Below are 18950 nucleotides of genomic sequence, written 5' to 3' on the forward strand. Positions count from 1 at the left end.
ATGGCCGGATCGGTATTTGACAGCCAGCTATACGGCGATCTTTTTCCGGCGGGCGATGTTGCCCGCCTGTTCAGCGACAGCGCCGAAATCCGCGCCATGCTGCTGGTCGAAGGCGCGCTGGCCAAGGCGCAAGGGGCGGCAGGCGTGATCCCCGAAATCAGCGCCGCCGCCATTCAGCGCGCGGTGATGGAGGTCGCGCTGGATCCCGGTGCCCTGCGCAAGGCCACTGGCCAGAACGGCGTGCCGGTGCCCGCGCTGGTCGCCGCCCTGCGCAGCGAGATGAACGCGCCGGAGCACGCGCAATACGTCCATTGGGGCGCCACCTCGCAGGACATCATGGACACCGGGCTGATGCTGCGCCTGCGTCAGGCCTTGGCCGCGATCGAAGCTGATATGAAGGCCGTTCTCGGCTCTTTGGCGGCGCTGGCCCGCACCCATGCGGACCTGCCCATGCCCGCGCGCACCTATGGCCAGCACGCAACGCCCACCAGTTTCGGCGCTGTTGTGGCCGCCTGGGGCGCGCCACTGATCGCGCTGTTGGAAGAGTTGCCCGCCCTGCGCGCCTCCTGCCTGCTGGTCTCCCTTACGGGCGCCGCCGGAACCGCAGGAGCGCTGGGACCCAAGGCGCCGGACCTGCGCGCTGCGCTGGCCGAAGGGCTGTCACTGGGTGATCCCGAACGCAGCTGGCACACGGACCGCAGCCCGGTTACGCGCATTGCCGACTGGATGGTCCGAGTGAATATCGCCCTTGGCAAAATGGGCGAGGATTGCATCGCGCTGGTGCAGACTGGCATTCAGGAAATCCGTCTTGGTGGAGCCGGCGCCTCTTCCACGATGCCGCAGAAACAGAACCCCGTGGCGCCCTCGACGCTGGTGGCACTGGCGCGGCAGGGAACGGGGCTTTTGTCGATCCTGCACGGCGCGTCGATGCAGCAACATCAGCGCGACGGGGCAGCATGGTTCACCGAATGGATGTGCCTGCCGCAGATCGTTCTGGGCAGTGCCAGCGCCGCCTCCACGGCCAAGGCGCTGGCTGCCGGGATCACGCCAAACGCGGATGCGATGGCCACCGCACTGAACAGCGGCCTCGACATGATCCACGCCGAGGCACTGAGTTTTGCCCTCACGGAAAGCCTCCCCCGCCCCGAAGCGCAGGCCGCCGTCAAACGGCTTTGCCTTGAGGCCAACGAGAGCGGAACGCCGCTTGGCACGCTGACAGCGCGAGAGTTTCCCGATCTGGACACTGGCGCATTGTTCGATCCTGCGCGGCAGCTTGGACATGCCCCTGCGGAAGCCTTGCGTTTTGCCGAAAAAGCCGCCGAAGTCTGCAAGGCGGAGTAAGCGGCCAGAAGGCGACCAGATGCGGCGCACGACAGAGGATTTGGACACCACATTGCATCGCCCGATGACACAGGCGGTGAGTGTTTTTTGATGCGCCTGCCGCTGGTCTTTGTACTGACGACGGTGATGATCGACGCCATGGGCATCGGTCTGATCATGCCGATCATGCCGAGCCTGATTGTCGAGGTGCAGGGCGGATCGCTCGCCGATGCCGCGATCTGGGGCGGGATCCTCAGCACCGCCTTTGCGGTGATGCAGTTCCTGTTCAGCCCGGTTCTGGGCTCGCTGTCGGATGCGATCGGACGGCGCCCTGTCTTGCTGGTCTCGCTCTTTGTGATGGCGCTCGATTACCTCGTGATGGCGCTGGCCGGATCGCTCTGGCTACTTCTGCTCGGGCGGATCGTTGGCGGGATCACGGCTGCAACTCACTCCACCGCAGGCGCCTACATTGCAGATATCTCGAAACCGCATGAAAAGGCCGCGAACTTCGGCCTTCTGGGGGCGGCCTTTGGTGCGGGCTTTGTGCTTGGCCCGCTGATGGGTGGGCTATTGGGCGAGATGGGCACCCGCGCGCCCTTTTATGCCGCCGCCGGTCTTGCGGCACTGAACTTTGCCCTTGGCTGGTTCGTGATGCGAGAGACAGTCACCGACGACACCCGCCGCGCCTTCAACTGGCGCCGCGCAAATCCTTTTGGTGCCTTTCGCGCCATGGCCCGCATTCCGGGCATCGCGCCCCTTTTGTGGGTCTACTTCCTCTATTCGGTGGCGATCTACGTCTACCCTGCGATCTGGTCCTACTTCAGCGCCGAACGCTTTGGCTGGCAGCCACAGGTGATCGGCCTGTCGCTGGGCATCTATGGCATCTGCATGGCGCTGGTGCAGGGCTGGCTGTTGCGCCACAGTGTGCGCTGGGTCGGAGAGCGCGGCACGGTGCTTTGGGGGCAGATGTTCGATTTCATCGCCTTTGGCGTTCTGGCTTTCATTGTTAATGGAACGCTCGCACTAGCGCTGATCCCGATTTCGGCACTGGGTGCACTGGTGCAGCCCGCACTTCAGGGGATCATGTCGCGCGCGGTGGCCGATAACCAGCAGGGTGAACTACAGGGCGTGATGACAGCGGTGCATGCGCTCTCGATGATCATATCGCCTCTGATGATGAGCGCGACCTTTGCCCATTTCACCCGCGACGGCGCGGCCATCTACCTGCCCGGTGCGCCCTTCCTTGTGGCGCTCGTGTTGATGATCATCGGCTGTCTCGTCTTCATGCGCAGCACTCACACCACCCGATAACTAATTCCGCTGCGTAAAACTGTCTTCCACAATACGATTTGCCAAATTCCCACTTGCAGCACGGTCCAGACCGCGCCACCGTGCGGAAAACGCGCCTGGCAACAGGGAGAAACAGCCATGCAAACCATCAAAGCCGCCGTCTGCCGCGAATTCGGTCAGCCCCTCGTCATAGAAGACATCCAGATCGCCGATCCACGCATGGGCGAGGTCCAGGTGACCCTGGATGCAGTCGCGATCTGCCACAGCGATATATCCTTTGCCGAGGGTGCCTGGGGAGGACATCTGCCAGCCGTCTATGGCCACGAGGCGGCGGGGACGATCACCAAGGTGGGCGATGGTGTGAACGGCTTTGCGGAGGGTGACAGCGTCGTCGTCACCCTTATCCGCTCTTGCGGAACCTGCCCCAGCTGTGCAGGCGGCAAGCCAACGATCTGCGAAACCCCCTATGACGGGGTGAAAAACGGCCCGCTGGCCACCGCCGACGGCGGCCCGCTCGAACAGGCCATGGCCTGCGGCGCCTTTGCCGAAAAAGTGGTCGTGGATCAGCGCCAGATCGTGAAAATTCCGGAAACCATGGCCAAGGACGTCGCCGCGCTGGTTTCCTGCGGGGTGATCACCGGCGTTGGCGCAGCAGTCAATGCAGCCGGTCTGCGAGCCGGGCAGGATGTCGTGGTGATCGGTGCCGGCGGCGTCGGCCTCAACGCCATTCAAGGCGCGCGCATTGCCGGTGCCCGCCGGATCGTGGCCGTCGACATGAGCGAGGAAAAGCTGGAGGTCGCCAAGGAATTCGGCGCCACCCATGGCGTTCTTGGCACACAGAAATCCCCCTGGCGCGCATCTTACAAGGCGCTGGGCGGCAGGGGCGCCGATGCGGTTCTGGTGACCGTGGGGGCCATTCCCGCCTATGAACAGGCGGTGCGTTATCTGGGCCGGGGCGGCAAGGCGGTGATGATCGGCATGCCCCATTCCGGCGCCAAGGCAGAATATGAACCCGTTGTCATGGCCGCCATCGGTCAGGGCCTTGTCGGCTCCAAGATGGGAGATGTCGTGATCCAGCGCGATATTCCCTGGATGATCGACCTTTATGAACAGGGGCGCCTGAAGCTGGACGAGCTGGTTTCCGGTCGGTGGAGCCTCGATCAGATCAACGAGGCGATCGCCGACACCAAGACCGGCTCTGCCCGGCGCAACGTGATCCTGTTCAACCGCTGACCGGCTGAGCGCAGCCCAAAGGAGCCATCCCATGAAGCTGCAGGACCTCGACATCATCGTGACCGCCCCGCCCGCACCGGGTTGGGGCGGGCGCTATTGGATCCTGGTGAAAGTAACCACCGACACCGGCATCACAGGCTGGGGCGAATGCTATACCGCCTCGGTCGGCCCTGAGGCCATGTGCCATGTGATCCGCGACGTCTTTCACCGGCACATGGAGGGGGAGAACCCGGAAAACATCGAACTGATGTTCCGCCGCGCCTATTCCTCGGGGTTTACCCAGCGGCCCGACCTGACGGTGATGGGTGCCTTTTCGGGACTGGAAATCGCCTGTTGGGACATCCTCGGCAAGGATCGGGGCCGCCCCGTGTACGCGCTCATCGGCGGACGGATGAATGACCGCATCCGCGCCTATACCTATCTCTACCCCCTGCCCAAGCACGAGATCTCCGCCTTCTGGACTTCGCCCGAAATGGCCGCCGAAAGCGCCGCAGAGATGGTGCGGCAGGGCTATACGGCGGTGAAGTTCGACCCCGCAGGCCCTTATACGATGCGCGGCGGCCATATGCCCGCGATGAGCGACATCAGCCAGTCCGTCGCCTTTTGCAAAGCCATCCGCGCGGCGGTGGGGGACCGCGCAGACCTTCTATTCGGCACCCATGGTCAGTTCACCACGGCGGGCGCCATTCGGCTCGGTCAGGCCATCGCGCCTTACCAGCCCCTGTGGTTCGAAGAGCCGGTTCCCCCCGATTCCGTGGGCCAGATGGCGCGCGTTGCCTCAGGCCAGCCCGTGCCTGTCGCCACGGGTGAGCGCCTGACCACCAAGGCCGAGTTCGCCCCGATCCTGCGCGAAGGGGCCGCCAGCATCCTGCAACCGGCACTTGGGCGCGTTGGCGGCATATGGGAGGCCAAGAAGATCGCGGCCATGGCCGAGGTCTATAACGCGCAAATCGCGCCGCATCTTTATGCCGGACCGGTGGAATGGGCCGCGAACATCCATCTGGCGGCCTCAATCCCGAATATCCTGATGGCCGAAAGCATCGAAACGCCCTTCCATGACGCGCTGATCAAGGGAACGATCCGGGTCGAGGAGGGCTTTGTCACCCCGCCAGATGCGCCGGGTCTGGGCATCGAGGTAGATGAGGATCTCGCCCGCGCGCATCCCTTTACCGGGGACGATCTGCACCTAAATATGCAGGAAGCGCCCTGCGACTATGTGAACGGCAATTCCTTTGCCGGAGGTGCCCCGCCGCTGCCGGAATAGGATCTGCGGCAGCGTGGCTTGTGCGAGCGGGGCAAAATAGTGCATTATACGGCGCAAGCTCTAGCGCAGGACTCTGGACCCGTGACCATTCAATCCCCCGATACGATTTCGCCGGATACCCCGATCGACATGGCGCAACGCGCGGCCGACGCAGCGGCATTCCTCAAGACACTCGCCCATGAGGGTCGTTTGATGATCCTGTGTCATCTAGGAACCGGAGAGAAATCAGTTGGGGAACTGGAAGCCCTTCTGGGCATGCGTCAAGCCGCCGTCAGCCAGATGCTGGCCCGCCTGCGCGATGAATCTCTGGTCGACACGCGGCGCGACGGCAAGACCATCTACTATTCCCTGAAAGACCAGAACACGGAAGAGATCATTTCACTTCTCTACCGCCAGTTCTGCGGCCCGCAATGAAGGCTCGGACAAGCCGTTTTGCCTCTATTCGACCAGAATACCTGCAACTGACACACTGTCTCTGACGGCGCTCTACGGCGATCGGTCCTCTCCCGCGCCTGTCCGGTCCTTTGCCTGCGGCAAAGCCACCGAAATCAGCCTTGGGCCCAGCGCGGCTTTGCCGCGCCAGGCCCAACTGGTACAGGGTATTCTTTGAATATCCTGAGACGGGCGGGAGCGCCCCCGCCCGCCCATTGAACCCACGGCTGGGTTAGCCGTCCGCCCGCAGGTTTTGGCGCTGGCGGCCGAGGCCTTCGATCTTCAGCTCCATCACGTCACCGGGTTTCAGGTAAACCGGATCGGGCTTCATCCCCATGCCCACGCCCGGAGGCGTGCCTGTGGCGATCACATCGCCCGGATGAAGGGTCATGAGCTGACTGAGATGGGAAATGATCTGGGCCACGGAAAAGATCATCTTGCCGGTGTTGCCGGTCTGCATGCGCTTTCCGTTCACATCGCAGGACAAAGCCAGGTTCTGCGGATCCGCGACCTCGTCCCGTGTCACCAGCCAGGGGCCAATGGGGCCGAAGGTGTCGCAGCTCTTGCCCTTGGTCCATTGCCCGGTCAGCTTGATCTGGAAATCGCGCTCGGAGACGTCATTGATCACGCAATACCCCGCCACGTGATCCAGCGCCTCGGCCTCGGTGACGTATTTCGCGGCCTTCCCGATCACGACGCCAAGCTCCACCTCCCAATCCGTGGCGGTGGATCCGCGCGGGATGACCACATCGTCATTGGGACCGGTGATTGCCGAATTCGCCTTCATGAACAGGATGGGGTGCTCGGGGATCGGCATGCCTGCCTCTTCGGCGTGATCGGAGTAGTTGAGACCAATGCACAGAAACTTGCCCACTCGGCCAACGCAGGGCGCCAGATCAATGTCGCCATCCACGACAGGCAACGACGCTGGATCCAGTGCGGCCAAACGGGCAAGCGCCGCGTCATCCAGCACCTCGCCCGTGATATCCGCAATGTGGCCGGACAGATCACGCACGACCCCGCCAGCATCCATCAGCCCCGGACGCACCGCGCCCTCCATTCGATACCGCAGCAGTTTCATGGCTGCCTCCCCCTCTTTTGCTTGTCTTGATTGCTTGTGTTGCCGCTTGCTACCGGAATTGCAAGGTCAGCTGGACACATAGCCCGCGACAACCTGCAGCAATTTGAAGGCCGTCGCCGCATCATTCTCCACAACGGCCAGGAATTCCTCTTCGCCGATACGAAGACAGGTCAGATCCGTCTGCGCCACCATGCTCAGCGCGCGCGGCTCCTTGCGGATCAGACCCAACTCCCCGACGAGGCGACCAGGCCCGACCTGGGCAATCAGCCGATCCTCCTGGCCCTCCTGTGGCAGGAAAAGGCCCGCCTCCCCTTCGGTGATCATATAGGCGCCGTCGCTGGCATCGTCATCCTTGAGGAAAACCGCATCTCCCGCCTTCGCCTCGTACCAGCGCGCTCCAAACGCCAGGAGGCGCAACTGGCGCCGGTTGAGGCCGGAGAACAGTTCGGACTGTTCCAGCGCCCTGAGTTTACGCGCCAGATCCTGACTGGCGGCGCTATCGGCAACCGCGGCCTCCTGCGTATCATCGCTGACGAGCCGCCCCTGACGTAGCTGATAGAAGACATCAAAGACTTCGGAACGCTCGAAATCGCTATCGAGGTAGACAAGGGTCGTGTTCGGCAACAGCTTGCGCAGGTTCTTGTGCACTGAAATCCGGGTCTCAAGATCATAGCTCGACAGCGCCGATTCAAGAATCAGAATGTCGGGCCGCTTGATCGTCGCGCGCGCAAAGGCGAGCGGTTCGGCAAAACTCGCAGGAAGCCCCTGCCCTCCCAGCGCAACAGGCAGATCAAAGATCAGCTCGACCACCATGTTGCGGGCACCGTTTTCCACCAGAACGTCAGACACCAACTTGCGCAACTCGTCCCCCCGTGCACCGGAGGTGTCGGAGATTTTCCCGAAGAGCGCATTTTCCAGAACGGTCAGCCCCGGGGCAAAAGCAGACTGGTCGAGCGGCACGAATATGTCCTCGAGCGTGCCGAGAAGCTCATCCGCGTGGCTGCGGCGGAACTGCAGGATGCGTTCCTTGATCTCATCGCTGAAGGCAGGGCCGATCTGCTCTGCCGAGATGCTGAAGGGGACGATCAGCATCTGGGCAAGCTCTTCCTGCTCGAGCGCCTCAGCCCCCTTGCTGCGGGTCTTGTCCACCAGCGACAGCGCGGTTTCATAAGCCGAAGGCTCCAGGCCCAGCTTGCGGAACAAGGGGTGTCCGGTCCCATCGATGCCGAAGATCTGGCGCAGCATGTCCACCACATCCTGCGTCAGCGCCACCAGATCGCGGTCCAGCTGCAGCTCCCTGAGGCGATCGAGGAATTTCACATGCCGCCTGAGAACCTCTTCGGTGATCGGCTCACGCAGGGTGGCATACAGCAGGTTTTCGGCCACAGGCAGCGCCGGGTTGTAGGCATCCGGTTCAAAAACATGAGCCTGCGCGGTCAGCCTGGCCTTTTCCACGGCGGCCTGAACCTTGGGACGCAGGTCTATCAGCGTCTTGGTCAGCCGTGGATGCACGGCGCTGTCGAACTTTTGATCCATACCGCGCCGGAACAGAGCCGTATCCGTGCCGATGCCCGAAACCAGCTGCACCCACCAGTCGCGCAGTTCGGCCTCGGTCGAAAAGCCTGCAAGGGACGGATCAAGCCAGGGCGCATCGAATGGGTCGGAACTGTTTCCGGCCCGCAATGCAGCGGTGAACTGCAACATATCCTGCGCCTCGCCCTGGGGGCGCTGGCGCATCGGCATCATCACGTTGTCCCCGAACGAGCCACGGAACAGGACCGGACGAGAGGTCGCGTGACCAATACGGGAGGCCACAACGGCCTGATGCACCTCGCGCAGATCGTGCCCCGCGACGGTTACAGTACCAGCGGTTGGCAGGACTTCGCGCGTCAGCAATTCAGCGAGGGCACGCCGGTCCTCTTCAGACGGGGCGGCAATCCCGATCACCTGCCCTGCGGGCAGTTTCGCGCTCAGATCCTCCAGCACCAGGTTGCCGTCAGCATCGCGCACGTTGACCTCCGACAGCTCGATATCGCCTGTCAGGCGCGGAATTTCATCCGGCTCTCCTGTCATCAGCTTTTCATCGACCATGCCGGGCGGGGCAAACCGCTCAAGGATCACCTCCCAGCGCAGGGACATGTCCTGGGTCTGGTTGTAATAGGCGAGCAGCTCTTTCCAGGGCGAGGCGATGTCCTTGTAGGCCGCAAGCGCTGCCACCAGCGCCCCGAGCGACACCTTGCCCTCCAGCACCAGATAGCCGCCGACGGCGTAAAAGAAGAAAGGCGTAAGCTGGGTGATGAAGTTGTTGAGAAACTTCATGAAGAACTTTTTCTGGTAGATATCGAAGCGGATATCGTAAAGCCGCCCCAGCCGCGCGGTGATCACCGCCATCCGGTAGCGCCAGCCGCCGTTGATGCGCAGGGTCGCCGCGCCCGCGGCGCTTTCCCCGATTTCCGAGGCGAGCGCCCGGACTTCCTTGATGCGCTCCTTGTTCAGAAGGTTGATCCGCCGCTGCAGCATGGGGATGAGCCACCCCTGCAGCGGGATCAGCGCCACGGCGGCCAGACCGAACCAGAAGCTTTGCATGAACAGGAAATAGAGGATCGTCAGCATCTGCCCGGCCTGCAGCACCGGCTGGCTTACCGCGTCGCCCATCAGCCCGCCCATCGGTTCGGACTCGGACGTCACCATGGAGACCAGCTCTCCCTGACTGACCCGCTCGAAATAGGGCTGCGGAAAGCGCAAGACGCGGGCAATCAGCTGATAGCGGAAGCGGCGCAGCATCCGCTCAGCCAGAATGCCCTTCATCGTGTTGATGCGCATCTTCAGAAGGCCATGCATCAGCACCGAGATCAGAAAGGCAGCGCAAAGCAGCCACAGGAAGGTCAGTTGATCAAAGGAATAGCCAAGGATCTGGATCGTGTCGGTCTGGGCGCCGATGGCATCGTTGATGATCCGCTTGGGCAGCTCCAGCGTCAGGTAGAGCAACGGGAACAGGCAGGCCGTGACCACCAAGAGAACAAGCTGATCACGTTTGGAGTACTTCCAGATAAAGCGAAACAGCGACCGTTCTATGAGACAGCTCCGGCTTGGCGTCTGAAATCAATACCCTATGCCTAGCGCGGTTTGCCCATGGCAGGCAATGGCAAGAACGCCGAGCCCTGCCACGGCCTGTCGTTACGGAACGCGGTGACGCACCATTTGCCATGACGCAAAAAACACGTAAGGTTCCGCTTAATATGTTTAATCAGGGGATCGCCTTGCCGGAACCGACCGGAGCCTTGCTGTTGTTGCTGTGCCTTTTGCAGGTCAAGCACATGTTTGCGGATTTCTTTCTGCAGACGCCCAAGATGTTGTCCGGGCGGGGAGAATATTTTCACAGCGGTCGCGCCCAGCATGCGGGCGTCCACGCGCTTGGCTCCATTATGGTCTTTGTGGCGATGGGCAGTCCGGTGGGCTTCATCCTTTTGATCTGCGCGCTGGAATGGGTTGTGCATTTCAATATCGACTACTGCAAGGCACGCTATTCCGACAGCAAGCAACTGACGCCCCAGCAGGCGGTCTTCTGGCGCGCCGTGGGTACCGATCAGGCCCTTCATCAGTTGACCTATATCGCCATGGCAGCGGCCTGGGTGACATACGCCGCCTGAGCCCAGGTGCTCAGGGCACCACGGGCCGATCCCGCTTGATCGTGCGCAAGACCACGTTGGTCTGGGCGCTGGCCACCGCTGGCAGGCGGAACAGGAAGTCCTCAAGGAAGCGATTATAGGCCTCAAGGTCGGGCGCCAGAACGCGCAGGTGATAATCGGACTGCCCGGTGGTGGCGTAGCACTCCTGAACAAGGGTATTGGTTTCAACAGCGCGAATGAATCCCTTCAGCTTTTCCGGTTCGTGCCGGGTGAGCTGCACATGCACCATGGCATGAAACTCCAGCCCCATGGCCTTTGCGTTGACCACCGCGCCATAGCGTTCGATCACCCCTGCCTCTTCCAGCGCGCGCACACGGCGCCACAGGGCAGAGGGAGACATGCCCACCGCTTCGGCCAGATCCGCGTTCGAGATGCGCGAATCCTCCTGCAAGAGTGTCAGAATTCGGCGGTCCCTGTCGTCTAGCTGCATATGATCGGTACCCCTCACCATCACGCACCCCATTGACGGATAAATTATTCACAAAACCAAAAAACACCAGTAGATCTGGTAAAAATTTCCGCCGCAGATGGATTATCCTTTCGCGATCAAGGATACCCGCGCGAGGACTGCCCCCATGACCGAGCTGAGCCACGAGTTTCGCAGCTACCAGTTGGATGACCGTTACGAGATGACCAGGGGTCGCGTCTTTCTGACCGGGACTCAGGCGCTGGCGCGCGTCATGCTGGATCAGGCGCGCCGCGACCGGAACGCAGGCCTCAACACCGCCGGATTCGTCTCGGGCTATCGTGGCTCGCCGCTGGGCGGGGTGGATCTGGAGTTCTGGCGCTCGCGCAAGCGGATGGAAGAGGCCAAGGTCAAGTTCATGCCCGCCGTGAACGAGGATCTGGGCGCCACAGCGGTTCTGGGTGCGCAGCAGGCCATTCTGGATCCCCATTGCGAGGTCGAGGGCGTCTTTTCCATGTGGTACGGCAAGGGACCGGGCGTGGACCGTTCCGGCGATGCGCTGAAACACGGCAACGCCTATGGCTCGTCGGAAAAGGGCGGCGTTCTGGTTGTTGCGGGCGACGACCATGGCTGCGTCAGCTCCTCCATGCCGCACCAGTCGGATGTCGCCTTCATGGCCTGGTTCATGCCGGTGCTGAACCCGGCGGATGTTTCCGAGTTCCTGACCTTTGGCGAATACGGCTTTGCCCTGTCGCGCTATTCGGGCACCTGGGTCGGCTTCAAGGCCGTGTCGGAAACCGTCGAAAGCGCGCGCTCGGTAGAACTTCAGCCGGACCGCGAATTTATCCTGCCCGAACTGCCGCCCTACCCCGGCGGGCTGCATATCCGCCGCGCCGATCTGCCCTCGCCCGAGATCGAGACCCGCATCCAGGCCAAGATCAAGGCCGTGCGTGCCTTTGCCGAGGCCAACCCGATCGACCGGCGCATCTATGACATCAAGGATGCCAAATTCGGCTTTGTCACCACCGGCAAGGGGCACCTTGATCTGATGGAGGCGCTGCGCCTTCTGGGTCTGGACGAGGCCGCCTGTCGCCGCCTTGGCATCGACATCTACAAGGTCGGCATGGTCTGGCCGCTGGCCCGCCCCGAGGCGCTGCGCTTCGTGAACGGCAAGGAAGAGGTGCTGGTTGTCGAGGAAAAACGCGGCATCATCGAAAGCCAGTTCAAGGAGTATTTCTACGACTGGCCCGGCGACAAGCCCAAGAAGATGGTCGGAAAATACGACAGCGCAGGCGAGCCGCTGATCCCCTGGACCGGGGAGCTGAGCCCGCTGATGCTCGCGCCCATCGTGGCCGCGCGTCTGGATGCCTTTTTCCCCGAAGAAAACCTGCCCGCCAAGGCCGCCGCACTGACCGCCCAGCCGCCCAAGCTGATCAACGTGCCCGGCGCCACCCGCACGCCTTATTTCTGCTCGGGCTGCCCGCACAACACCTCGACCAAGCTGCCTGAGGGCTCCAAGGCGTTCTCCGGCATCGGCTGCCACGTCATGGCCAGCTGGATGGATCGCGACACCGCCGGATACGCTCAGATGGGCGGCGAGGGCGTGCCATGGGCGGTCGCCTCGCAGTTCAACGGGAACAAGCACGTGTTCCAGAACCTGGGCGAAGGCACCTGGTATCACTCGGGCAGCCTTGCCATCCGGCAGGCGGTCGCGGCCAAGACGAACATCACCTACAAGATCCTCTATAACGACGCGGTTGCCATGACCGGCGGTCAGCCGGTGGACGGGCCGGTCAGCGTGTCCGGCATCGCCCAAACCTGTCGCGCCGAGGGGGTGGAGCGCATCGCGCTGGTGTCCGACGATATCGCCAAGTTCAACCGCGCCGATTTCCCCGCTGGAACCTCCTTCCACGACCGGGGAGAGATGGACACCGTTCAGCGCGAATTGCGCGAGATCCCCGGTGTGACCGTGCTGATCTATGAGCAGACCTGCGCCACCGAAAAACGCCGCCGCCGCAAGCGTGGCAAGATGGAGGACCCGAAGAAATTCGCCTTCATCAACGATCTGGTCTGCGAGGGCTGCGGCGATTGTTCCGTGGAATCCAACTGCCTCAGCGTGGAGCCGAAAGAGACCCCGTTCGGACGCAAGCGCAAGATCAACCTGTCGTCCTGCAACAAAGATTTCTCCTGCCTCAACGGGTTTTGCCCCAGCTTTGTCACCGTTGAGGGTGGCGAGCGGCGCAAGAAGCAGCCGGCCGGTCTCGATGCAGACCAGCTGGTCGCCCGCCTGCCCGCCCCGGACCTTCCCTCCCTCGCCGAGCCGTTCGATCTGCTCGTCACCGGGGTGGGCGGCACAGGCGTTGTGACCGTCGGCGCTCTGATCACCATGGCCGCACACCTTGAGGGTAAGGGATCGAGTGTGCTGGATTTCACCGGCTTTGCGCAGAAGTTCGGCACCGTTCTCAGCTACATCCGCCTGTCGAACGCGCCTGAGACCCTGAACCAGGTGCGCATCGATCAGGCCGCCGCCGATGCGGTGATCGGCTGCGACGTGGTGGTGTCCTCCGCGCCCAAGGCCTCGGCCCACTATCGCGCGGGCACCAAGGTGGTGCTGAACCGCGCCGAAATGCCCACGGGCGATCTGGTGCTGCGCCGGGATGCCGACCTGATGGCGGGCCTGCGCGAAAAGGAAATCGAAGCGGTGGTGGGCGCCGAGAACCTGTCGGGCTTCAACGCCAACGAGGCCGCTGAGGCGCTGCTGGGTGATGCGGTGCTGGCCAACGTGATGATGCTGGGCTTTGCCTGGCAAAAGGGACTGGTGCCGGTCAGCGGAGCCGCCTTGTCCCAAGCCATCGAGCTCAATGGCGTTGCCATCGACAAGAACCGTCTCGCCTTTGCCATTGGCCGCGCCATGGCCGTGGATCCGGGGTTGGTCAGCCAGTTCTACGACGAAACCCCGGAAGACGCCGAAACACTGGAACAGATGATCGAACGCCGTGCGGCCTTCCTGACCGACTACCAGAACGCGGCCTACGCAGACCGCTATCGCAATGCGCTGGACCGTCTGCGCAATTCACTGCCCGCAGATGCGAAGGACGAACTAACTGAAAAGGCCGCGAAATCCCTGTTCAAGCTGATGGCCTACAAGGATGAATTCGAGGTCGCGCGGCTTCTGACCGCCGACAGTTTCAAGGACCAGATCGCAGCGGAATTCGACGGCGACTATTCGGTGAAATACCACCTTGCACCGCCCCTGCTCGCACGCGGGAAGGACAGCCGAGGCCGCCCGAAGAAAAGCGCCTTTGGCCCCTGGCTGCGCCCGGCCCTATCGGTGCTGGCCAAGGCCAAGGGGCTGCGCGGCAGCGCGCTCAACCCCTTTGGCTACCACGAGGAAGCCCGCCTGCACCGTGATCTTCTGTCCTGGTACGAAGGTGTTCTGGACAAGGTCGCAGGCGGCTACGACACAGACACATATGAGGACTGCGCCGAGGTGCTTTCGGCACCGATGGAGATCCGCGGCTACGGCCCGGTCCGGCTGGAGGCCGCCAGCAAGGTGCGCGCCGCGGCGGAAGAGCGCCTTGGGCGTCTCTAAACCTGCGACGGGGACGTTCTGTCGAATTGAACCCAAAAGGGGCGAACCTGCGGTTCGCCTCAGCACCATTTCATAGGCAAAATCCAGTTTTTGCGAAGCTTTTTCGCTTTCAACAACGACACTTCAAATCGTGCCCTGTGCAAGGTCATTGATTAAGGTGATGTTAAACCCGAAACGAGTAAGGTCTATGCACCTAGTTTATGAACCCATAGGACGCTTGGAGCAGGGCGCGGCTGATGGAACCTCTTTCGCAGAAAGAAACCGCGCATGGCAAAATCTCCATGATGCACGTCATCGTGGTCGCCCTATCCGTCATGATGACAGTTGGCGCATGGCTGTTTTCGGAGCGCCAGATCGAGACACGCATCAAGGCGCGGTTCGAGATAGGCCGTGATCGGGCACTCGATCTGATCGTGGATCGCATGGGTCAGTACGAGGACGCGCTTTGGGCCGGCGTATCTGCGGTAGAGTCCCATGACGGTGACATGAGCCTCAATGAGTGGAAGATCTTTGCCGACACGCTTCGAATCGAGGAAAAGTATCCCGGCATCAATGGCATTGGCATCATTCACTACCTCCGCCCACAGGACGTTCCGAAATACATGGAACAACGCCTCGCAGAGCGCGACACCTACCGTATCTTCCCGGCTCACGAGGAAGATATCTTGATGCCGATTTCTTTTATTGAGCCTGAAGCCGTGAACGCGGCGGCTGTCGGCCTTGATGTCGCCCACGAGCGCAATCGGCGTACGGCCGCACTGGCAAGCCGTGACACCGGCGAAAGCCAGATCACTGGCCCGATCGTCTTGGTTCAGGACGAGGGCAGCACGCCAGGTTTCCTCTTTTATGCTCCCTACTACAAGGGCGGCCCCCGCGACACTGTCGGCGAGCGGCGCGAAAACATGCAGGGTATCGTCTACGCGCCCTTTGTCGTGCGCAAACTGATGGAAGGCCTGCTGGCAAAGGAACTGCGCGAGGTGCGTTTCAGCATCAGGGACGGCGATCAGCTGATCTACGACGAGCATGCAATCGACGATGGGCTGAACGATCCGAACCCCATGTTCACGGAGACGGTCGAGCTGAATCTTTACGGGCGCATCTGGACACTGGACATGCGCAGCAACCTTGCCTTTCGTGCCAACAACAGTTTTTCCCAACCCACCGTGATCCTGATTGGCGGTCTGTTGATCGAGGCGTTGATCATCGCTGTGCTGGTGATGATGTCGCGGGCCAACCGGCAGGCTATTGCCTATGCAGACCAAGTGACCGCTGCCCTGCGCGCAGAGCGGAACAAACTGGCTGAGACCAATGTACAACTGGCCAAGACGAACGATGAACTGGAACAGTTCGCGTATATCACGTCCCACGATCTGAAAACACCGGTCCGCGGGATCGCCAGCCTGACGGAAATGGTAAAAGAGGACCTGGAAGACTACCTGGCCTCTCCAGATGCGAACCCGGACGTGCAGGAAAACCTCGATCACATCTTGGAACGTGTAGGCCGCATGAACGCCTTGATTGGGGGAATCCTGGAATTCTCCAGGGTCGGTCGGCGTGCCCCCGGCGAAACGGCGCTCGACCTGCGTCACACCATCGAAGAGCTTCGCGCGGACCTGAACCTGCGTGAGGACCAGTTGCGTTTGTCCGGAACAGCCGATACCGTCGAATTTGACGGCCAGATGTTTCGGAGTGTCTTGGATAATCTGGTGAGCAACGCAGTGCGTTATCACCCCGAAGTAAGCAAAGCTGAAATTGACGTCTCGGTTGAGACGCTGGATGACAGATACCGGGTTTCAGTCAGCGACAATGGGGAAGGAATTGATCCGCGTTTTCATTCCAAGATCTTCGGGGTGTTCCAAACTTTGCGCCAGGCTGGCGCGCCGGAAAGCACAGGCGTGGGTTTGGCAATTGTCAAGAAGGCCGTAGAACAGCACGGTTTCTCGGTAACGGTGGACTCGTCACTTGGAAATGGGTCTGTATTTCGGTTTGACTGGCCTCGAAAGGCCGGCAACAACAGTCAATAAAGGTTCGAAGAAAGCCAACTGAATGCCTAATGAGATGAATATCCTTCTGGTAGAGGATAATGATCTGGACGCCATGATCCTTGAGCGGACCCTGAAACGCATGGATCTGCCTGCGACGGTCGTGCGCGCCCGCGACGGTATCGAGGCTCTGGAAATACTGGAAGGCGAAAAGCTGGACCCATCGCTCAACGGTCCGTTTTTCATCTTGCTGGATATCAACATGCCCCGCATGAACGGTCACGATTTCCTGCGGACTCTGCGCTCGAAGGAAGCGATCGCCGATCAGCTGGTCTTCATGTTCACGACCTCCGACAGTCCGCATGACGTATCGCTGGCCTATAAATGGAATGTGAGCGGCTATTTCGTCAAACCCCAAGGCTCTGCCGAGCTGAAACGTGTCCTGACATCGCTGCACAACTTCTGGAAGGACTGCATTCCTCCTGCCGCCGCCAGATATTCCTGACCCTGACCTGCTCCACGCCATCGCTGATCAGGATAGCCACCGCCCCGTTCAGCCAATCCGCACGGGTCACTTTGATATTTCCGGTCAAAGGTGCGGCTGTGGTGTCGTCCCGGTAAAGGACCGGCTTTGGGGGCATGAGCGTAAGACCTCGTTTCATCGGCCGATCAAGGCGCCCGACATTCTGCGGCGCCTGTGGCGGCTTTATCCACTGGATTTGGCATCCTATCGCAGATTGCCTCGACATCTGGCCAGCCCCATGCCCTGAAAACACGCGCGCGAAAGGCCTAAGAAGCGTGCAAACTGCGACGCATAGGCCCCGGCACCCCCGCTATGGCCCTGCCAAGGCCATGGCGCCCCAGACACCGGATACGGCAGGCTCATGACCGCGACGGGCAAGCCCGCCGCAACGTCCCTCGCCTGCAGCGCCTCTAGACCGCTCTCCCCATGCGACATCTCAGCCAGCCGCGCCCAGCGCAGCCATCAGCCAACGCGCAAACGCCGACCATGACCGGGATGTCGCGATCTCCTGCCCCGGTTCGGCGCACACCTCGCAGGCCTCAAACCCGAGCCGTCCGCCGTGGCCTATGACCCAAGGCACAAAGCTGGGGCGGTTCACCTCTCCCGGGATCACAAAGCCTTCGCGCCGGGGCGGCAACTGCTCAGGCATCACGCAAAGGTGTGGGCGGGGCGGGGTCATTCGGCCCCAGGAATGGCCCTGCATTCAGGGATGAATTGCAATCCCGCGCGCGATTGGCCTCATAGCTGGGCGCTGGGACGGGCGCGGATCTTCTCTTGCCAGGCCAGAGTCGCGGCATGGGCTTCGGGCACGCGCATCTTGATCACCCGGGCAAAGTCCAGAAAGACAAAGGCCGAGATATCCGCCAGCGTGAAATGATCCGTGGCCAGATAAGGGCTTTCCTTCAGGCGCTCCTCCAGCAGATCGAAAAACCGCGCCGTGCGGGCCTGACCGCGTTCGGCCAGCGCCGGGATCTGGGCATAGTGATCGGGGCCGGGAATAGCGCGGTTCTCAAAAGCAGGATGTGTATTGCGCAGCGCCTCGGCAATCGGTGCGCCGCCCTGCTGCTCGACGATGGAATTCCACATCAGCACCAGCCCCTTTTCATCTGCGTTTCGCCCCATCAGGGGCGGCTCGGGACAGGCGGCCTCAAGGTATGCGGCAATGCCAAGGTTTTCGGTCAGCACAGTGCCTGCGTCGGTGACCAGCGCTGGAATGGTCGCGCGCGGGTTCACTGCGAGAAAGGCCGCGTCCAGCTGCTCTCCCTTGGCGATGGAGATATCATGGGTTTTGGGGTTCAGACCTTTTTCGGCAATGAACATGCGCGCCCGGCGCGGATTGGGCGCGGTAGAGCAATCGTAGAAAATCATGGCAGCCTCCCTCTGTTTCCCTGAGCCTAGGGGCAGACAGCCAAATCAGGCCAGCATGACGGCGCGTCGCGGACGGCTCAGGCGTCGCGGCGGTAAATGAAGCAGCGCCCCTGGACCGCGCCTTCGGGCAGCGGCATCTCGCGCAGCGCCTCGAAATACATCCGGTCCGAAGACACCATCAGACCGCCCACCGCCAGCAAGGGCTCGATCAGCGGGGAGACCAGACGGGCAAAGGCATCGTTCTTTTCGCGATTGTGCCCGCCGAGATCCGCATGGATCAGACTGGCCGTCGCGCCGAACCGGTCCAGCGCTGCGGGTAGCGTTTCGCGCACATCCCCGAGAATCGTCAACTCTTCGGGCGGGGTGCTGTCGGGATGCGAGGCAACGGCGCGTTCAAAGACGTAGATGTCGCGCCCCGAGACATTGTGCTTCATGTGATGATAGGTGCGCCCATTGCCGAGGCCCAACTCGAACACAGGCCCGACCATGTTCGACGTTTCGGAAATCGCATGATCGAGGCAGGCCCGCTGAGACACCATGCGGTCGATGAATAGGTCCAGACGGGTGCTCATGATGAGGTCTCCTTACCGTACATGGCCGCGACGCGGCCCATTTGCTGCAGATGTGTCAGAGTTTTCTGCAAATGTGTAGCGATTACAGAAAAGTGAGCGCCAATCCCATCCCCGCGACCCTCCGCCGCGTCATTAATCCCGCACCTTGGCCTGCTATTGGCGATTGGGGGTTTGACTAGAGCGCATGGCCCGAGCGAT

The 18950-nt window shown here is 61.8% G+C and carries 15 protein-coding genes; 9 read left to right on the plus strand and 6 right to left on the minus strand.

Going from position 1 to position 18950, the window contains the following annotated elements:
• The 5 genes from AADA15_RS06870 to AADA15_RS06890 all read left to right on the plus strand — a co-directional run bounded on the left by AADA15_RS06870 (position 1) and on the right by AADA15_RS06890 (position 5521).
• Positions 1–1341, plus strand: a complete 1341-nt coding sequence (locus tag AADA15_RS06870; protein WP_341640803.1) for a class-II fumarase/aspartase family protein — start codon at positions 1–3, stop codon at positions 1339–1341.
• A 90-nt stretch (positions 1342–1431) separates the two neighbouring features.
• Positions 1432–2631 carry a TCR/Tet family MFS transporter gene (locus tag AADA15_RS06875; protein WP_341640804.1) on the plus strand — a complete coding sequence of 400 codons (1200 nt, stop codon included), beginning with the start codon at positions 1432–1434 and terminating at the stop codon, positions 2629–2631.
• Between the two features lie 117 nt (positions 2632–2748).
• On the plus strand, positions 2749–3843 hold the full coding sequence (locus AADA15_RS06880; protein ID WP_341640805.1) for a Zn-dependent alcohol dehydrogenase: 1095 nt from the start codon (positions 2749–2751) through the stop codon (positions 3841–3843).
• A gap of 31 nt (positions 3844–3874) precedes the next feature.
• Positions 3875–5107 (plus strand): mandelate racemase/muconate lactonizing enzyme family protein, encoded by a 1233-nt coding sequence (locus tag AADA15_RS06885; protein ID WP_341640806.1) that lies wholly within the window; start codon positions 3875–3877, stop codon positions 5105–5107.
• A 129-nt stretch (positions 5108–5236) separates the two neighbouring features.
• Entirely contained in the window at positions 5237–5521 is a 285-nt protein-coding gene (locus AADA15_RS06890) for an ArsR/SmtB family transcription factor (RefSeq protein ID WP_341641014.1), read from the plus strand.
• A gap of 250 nt (positions 5522–5771) precedes the next feature.
• Here the strand turns inward: AADA15_RS06890 and AADA15_RS06895 are convergent, their stop codons facing one another.
• Complete coding sequence (locus AADA15_RS06895; RefSeq protein ID WP_341640807.1) at positions 5772–6620, minus strand: fumarylacetoacetate hydrolase family protein; 849 nt, start codon at positions 6618–6620, stop codon at positions 5772–5774.
• A gap of 66 nt (positions 6621–6686) precedes the next feature.
• Entirely contained in the window at positions 6687–9635 is a 2949-nt protein-coding gene (locus tag AADA15_RS06900) for an ABC transporter transmembrane domain-containing protein (protein WP_341640808.1), read from the minus strand.
• 224 nt (positions 9636–9859) lie between these two features.
• Between AADA15_RS06900 and AADA15_RS06905 the strand changes: the two genes are divergently transcribed.
• Positions 9860–10270: a DUF3307 domain-containing protein gene (locus AADA15_RS06905; protein ID WP_437343176.1), complete on the plus strand. Its 411-nt coding sequence runs from the start codon at positions 9860–9862 to the stop codon at positions 10268–10270.
• 10 nt (positions 10271–10280) lie between these two features.
• On the opposite strand, the gene AADA15_RS06910 is transcribed toward AADA15_RS06905, so the two are convergent.
• Positions 10281–10739, minus strand: a complete 459-nt coding sequence (locus AADA15_RS06910) for an Lrp/AsnC family transcriptional regulator (RefSeq protein ID WP_341640810.1) — start codon at positions 10737–10739, stop codon at positions 10281–10283.
• Between the two features lie 145 nt (positions 10740–10884).
• On the opposite strand from AADA15_RS06910, the gene AADA15_RS06915 reads away from it, so the two are divergent.
• The 3 genes from AADA15_RS06915 to AADA15_RS06925 all read left to right on the plus strand — a co-directional run bounded on the left by AADA15_RS06915 (position 10885) and on the right by AADA15_RS06925 (position 16794).
• Positions 10885–14307 (plus strand): indolepyruvate ferredoxin oxidoreductase family protein, encoded by a 3423-nt coding sequence (locus AADA15_RS06915; RefSeq protein WP_341640811.1) that lies wholly within the window; start codon positions 10885–10887, stop codon positions 14305–14307.
• 236 nt (positions 14308–14543) lie between these two features.
• On the plus strand, positions 14544–16331 hold the full coding sequence (locus tag AADA15_RS06920; protein WP_341640812.1) for a CHASE domain-containing protein: 1788 nt from the start codon (positions 14544–14546) through the stop codon (positions 16329–16331).
• A 22-nt stretch (positions 16332–16353) separates the two neighbouring features.
• Positions 16354–16794 (plus strand): response regulator, encoded by a 441-nt coding sequence (locus AADA15_RS06925; RefSeq protein WP_341640813.1) that lies wholly within the window; start codon positions 16354–16356, stop codon positions 16792–16794.
• 454 nt (positions 16795–17248) lie between these two features.
• On the opposite strand, the gene AADA15_RS06935 is transcribed toward AADA15_RS06925, so the two are convergent.
• From AADA15_RS06935 to AADA15_RS06945, 3 genes are all read right to left on the minus strand, one after another.
• A complete protein-coding gene (locus AADA15_RS06935; protein ID WP_341640814.1) occupies positions 17249–17491 on the minus strand; it encodes a hypothetical protein in 243 nt (80 codons plus the stop codon).
• A 59-nt stretch (positions 17492–17550) separates the two neighbouring features.
• The gene (locus tag AADA15_RS06940) at positions 17551–18180 is read right to left on the minus strand and encodes a glutathione S-transferase (RefSeq protein ID WP_341640815.1); all 630 of its coding nucleotides are present in this window, start codon (positions 18178–18180) and stop codon (positions 17551–17553) included.
• A 77-nt stretch (positions 18181–18257) separates the two neighbouring features.
• Entirely contained in the window at positions 18258–18752 is a 495-nt protein-coding gene (locus tag AADA15_RS06945) for a class I SAM-dependent methyltransferase (RefSeq protein ID WP_341640816.1), read from the minus strand.
• Positions 18753–18950 lie beyond the last annotated feature (198 nt).

The sequence above is a fragment of the Phycobacter sedimenti genome (assembly GCF_038148855.1).
GTDB lineage: Bacteria > Pseudomonadota > Alphaproteobacteria > Rhodobacterales > Rhodobacteraceae > Phycobacter > Phycobacter sedimenti.